Origin of the sequence: Okeania sp. SIO2F4, assembly GCF_010672385.1 — a bacterium.
Classification (GTDB): Bacteria; Cyanobacteriota; Cyanobacteriia; order Cyanobacteriales; family Microcoleaceae; genus Trichodesmium.
In genome coordinates, this window is the sequence record NZ_JAAHGT010000770.1 from 1 (window position 1) to 4,759 (window position 4,759).

The window sequence follows — 4,759 nt, forward strand, 5'->3', positions numbered from 1 at the left end:
TCTCCCCCCTAACCCCCCTTACGAAGGGGGGGATAATAGTCTCCCCCTTACCAAGGGGGAGACTATTATCCCCCCCTTCGTAAGGGGGGTTAGGGGGGAGCGAAACGTTGATGCTTCCAGAAGTAATGGCAGTTCCTGGTACATCAGCAACTAGAGTATTTGAGTCTGTCAATACCACATCACCATTAGCATTAACTATGACGGATGTAGCGTGAGTTGTTTCCCCACCTGTTAAAAGTGTTGGTAATGATAAGGGAGCTATACTAGAAATATTTTCCCCATTCTGTAGGGACGTTGCATGGAACGTCCCTACTTCTAAACTTAATAAATTTCCTGGTTGAGATATTCTTAAGACACTACCACCTTCTACTGCTGCGATGGTAACGTTACCACCTGCTGTAGAGAGTTCCCCGGTATTAATAACTGTGCCACCTAATAAGGTTAAATTTTCTCCGGGGTTTAAACTTAAATTTCCTTCGTTAACTATTGCGCCTGGGTTAGAAACATTGAAACTATACCCACTGGGGTCTCCGACTAAATTACCATAGTCATTTGTCCCCATTGCTTTAAACCAAAAATTATTACTGTTGAAACCAATACCTGTAGCAGTCGTAACACTAAATGAGGCGGGTATATTGAGGCTGGCGTTTCGACCAAACATTATACCTGCGGGGTTCATTAAGAAGAGGTTGGAATTACCACCGATGACTTGGATGAGACCATTAATGTATGAAGCGTTGCCTCCTGTGACTCGCCCTAGAATGTTGCTAGTGTCTGGGGTGGTGAGGAAGTTGGCAGTTTGGCCAGAGTTGACATTGAATTTGTCAAAACTATGGAAAAGGTTTGCCCCACTACGAGTACCACCTTGGATATTAAATTGATTGCCATTTTGATTAATAGTTGTGTTGGTGCCATCGTTAGCAGGAGTTATAGGTTGAGATTTGGCGGGTGCTGCTGCTAATGTGCCAAGAATTATAGTCAGAGCTGTTATTTTGTAAGAATTTGTAAAAATGGGTTTCATAAAAATATTAAATACTAAAAGTTAAAAAAAATGATCAAAAATCAGACATAGGGAAGCCATAAAGCAATCAAGTAAAACGAATATTTGTAACATTCTTTTTTCAAAGTTGTATTATTCTGTTCTATTATTGTCTTAACAGCTTTTTGAGCTTGGGTAAAACATCCCCTGCTTCTATAAGCAGGATGGTGCGCGGAGGGGTAACATTCCCTTTCTAAACGTTTACTGCTGACTGCTGAGTGCTGATTGCTGATTGCTTCTTCAATCACCAAGGACTACCAACCATAGTAAAACCTGCCCAATAATACGGATGAGAGAAATCTTGATTGCCAAACTTGCCTAACACCGATGGTAATACCACCGCACCACGCGCTGCACTTCCCCTTAACTCCCCATCTGCAATCACCACTTCCCCTCGCAACATTGCTAACTGGGACTTTCTTAACGCCTCTGCTTTAATTTTAGTATTATTCAAATGAGTATAAAACTCGGTCATTAACCCCAATGTACCTTCATCACTCACATACCACACACTGGCTAATGCTGACTTCACACCTGCTGCTACTGCTAATCCCCCAAACCCTAATTCGGCATTTCTGTCTCCTATAGCAGTGCGACAAGCTGACAATACTAACAACTCTACCGCAGGTTTATTCCAACCTAACTGCCTAATTTGGTCTAACTTGATTTGTTCGCTTCCCCACAACTGAATATAAGAGTTGCTAGCTGTTCCCGGTAGAAAATCAGCATGAGTAGCTAAATGAATAATCGGATAAGGATAATTTTGTCGTTGAGTTAGTAGGTTATTGCGAGTGAAGTTTTCATTGAGGAACATATTACCTTGCCATAACTTTTCGGAGATAGTTTCTATCTCTACAGGTACTGCTGGTAATGGCTCTTTTTCCAGAAATTCACTGGCTCCCATTGTTAATACTTGGGTATCTTGAAGTGGGCGATAATTAGTATCCATTAAACTCACACTGGGAATTAGACTAAGGCTATATTTTTCAATTAAAAATTGTTCTCCATCATGTAAGACTGCTACAGGTAAAGTCCGTAAACCTTCATCCATACTAAATAGTAAAGTATCGATATTTGCTAATTCTAATTCTGCGGATATAGGTGCAATTAACCAATTATATAATTGTTGTGCTTCTGGCAGATAACTATCAGTATGACGGCGAAGAGGATTTGTAATTTGACCGCGCAACTTCAAGACAGATTTCATTAGTTTTTTGCGTTTAGCTTCGGGAATAGTTTTAATAATTGGCTGACCATCTTTGGTATATAAAATTATTTGTAATTGGTCTGAATGAGCATTAATATAAACAACGGCTGATTCTTTTCCTGTTTTAGCAGCCATATCGGTCAACATATCTCTGACGTTTTTTGTATTAACCAATTTTTCGGCTAAGTCTTCTCCAAAGTAATCTGAATATTCTTTGATCCGGTTTTGTTCTAACATCATTATTACTTGGTCTGAACCTGTGGCTACTGTTATAGGGTTGGTATTAACAGTATCAATTATCTTTAATATTTGTTGACTATCAATAGTATTTTCGATAGATTCTTCTATTTGTGATTTAGCTGTGTCAGTATTTTTGGTTTGGTTATTCTTACTGGGGGTTGTATCATTAAGATTGACTGATATCTGGCTGATATTTTGTAGGGTGTCTTGGTTCTGAATATTGATAGATTCATTGCCAAAATTTTGATTAATTTCTCCTAGATTTTGTTGGCCACCAGAGGTTTGAATATTGGTAGTATTATTTCCAGCATTTTGAGTCACGTTGCCGATATTTTGTTGGTCACCAGCGTTTTGAATATTGGTAGTATTATTTCCAGCAGTTTGAGTCACGTTGCCGATATTTTGATTTCCACCGGCAGTTTGAATATTGGTAGTATTATTTCCAGCAGTTTGAGTCACGTTGCCGATATTTTGATTTCCACCGGCAATTTGAATATTAGTGGCATCATTGCCTGCAGTTTGATTGATATTTCCTGTGGTGATGTCACCAAATGTTGCTTGAATATTAGTGGCATCATTACCAGCAGTTTGAGTGATATTTTCTGTAGTTATGTCCCCAAATGTTGCTTGAATATTGGTATTGTTATTGTTGGTGAGAATACCACCTGTGGTTTGAATATTGGTTGTGTCATTGTTGGTGAGGATACTGCCTGTCGTTTGTATGTTGGTAGTATTATTGCCGGCGTTTTGGTTGATATTTCCTGTGGTGATATCCCCACCTGCAAGAGAAATATTGGTATTGTTATTGGTGGTGATGTTCCCACCCTCTGTTTGAATATTAATGGTATTGTTGCTAGTGAAGTTACCTCCTGTGGTTTGTATGTTGGTGGCATCATTGCCTGCTATTTGAGTGATGTTTTCTGTGGTGATGTCGCCACCTATTGCTTGAATGTTAGTTGTCTCAGTGGTAGAGATGTTGCCTCCCTCTGTTTGAATATTAATGTTCTCATTGGTGATGAAGTTGCCACCTGTGTTTTGATTGTTGATAGCATCAGTCTGGGCATTTTGGTTGACATCTCCTGTGTTGATGTTGCCACCTGTAGCTTGAATATTAGTTGTATTATTTGTGGTAATATCACCACCATTGGTCTGAATATTAATAGTGTCTGTGGTGGTAATATTGCCACCTGTGTTTTGTATATTGGTGGCATCATTGCCTGCGGTTTGGTTAACATTTCCTGTATTGATATTTCCACCTGTGGCTATGTTGGTAGTGGTATCTGTGGTGGTAACATTGCCTCCGTCTGTTTGAATATTGGTGTTGTCTGTCGTGGCTATATTTCCACCTGTGTTTTGATTATTGCTGGCATCGTTACCTGCGGTTTGAGTGATATTTTCTGTATTGATATTTCCACCTGTAGCTATGTTGGTGGTGGTGTCTGTGGTGGTGAAATTGCCTCCGTTTGTTTGAATATTGGTGTTGTCTGTCGTGGCTATATTTCCACCTGTGTTTTGATTATTGGTGGCATCGTTGCCTGCGGTTTGGTTAACATTTTCTGTGGTAATGTTTCCACCTGTGGCTATGTTGCTATTATTGTCTGTGGTGGTAACATTGCCTCCGTTTGTTTGAATATTGGTGGTATCTGTAGTGGTAATATTTCCACCTGTGGTTTGATTATTGGTAGTCTCACCCTGAGCATTTTGGTTAACATTTTCTGTTGTTATGTTTCCACCTGTGGCTATGTTGGTGGTGGTATCTGTGGTGGTAACATTACCTCCGTTTGTTTGAATATTGGTGTTGTCTGTAGTGGCTATATTGCCACCTGTGTTTTGATTATTGGTGGCATCGTTACCTGGGGTTTGGTTAACATTGCTTGTATTGATATTTCCACCTGTAGCTATGTTGCTAGTATTGTCTGTAGTAGTTACATTACCTCCGTTTGTTTGAATATTGGCGGTGTCTGTGGTGGTGATATTTCCACCTGTATTTTGATTATTGGTAGTGTCATTACCTGCATTTTGGTTAACATTTTCTGTTGTTATGTTTCCACCTGTGGCTATGTTAGTAGTAGTGTCTGTAGTAGTTACATTACCTCCGTTTGTTTGAATATTGGTGTTGTCTGTAGTGGTAATATTTCCACCTGTGGTTTGATTGTTAGTAGCATCATTACCTGCGGTTTGGTTAACATCTCCTGTGGTAATGTCTCCACCTGTGGCTATGTTAGTAGTAGTGTCTGTGGTGGTAAGGTTGCCTCCATCTGTTTGAATATTGG

The 4,759-nt window shown here is 39.6% G+C and carries 2 protein-coding genes; both read right to left on the reverse strand.

The genetic code is table 11. From position 1 onward, the window contains the following. The coding region (locus tag F6K22_RS32330; protein ID WP_293107749.1) for a two-partner secretion domain-containing protein at nt 1-1,021 on the reverse strand (1,021 nt) is incomplete at its 3' end. Between the two features lie 262 nt (nt 1,022-1,283). Continuing rightward, the coding region (locus F6K22_RS32335) for a CHAT domain-containing protein (protein ID WP_293107752.1) at nt 1,284-4,759 on the reverse strand (3,476 nt) is incomplete at its 5' end.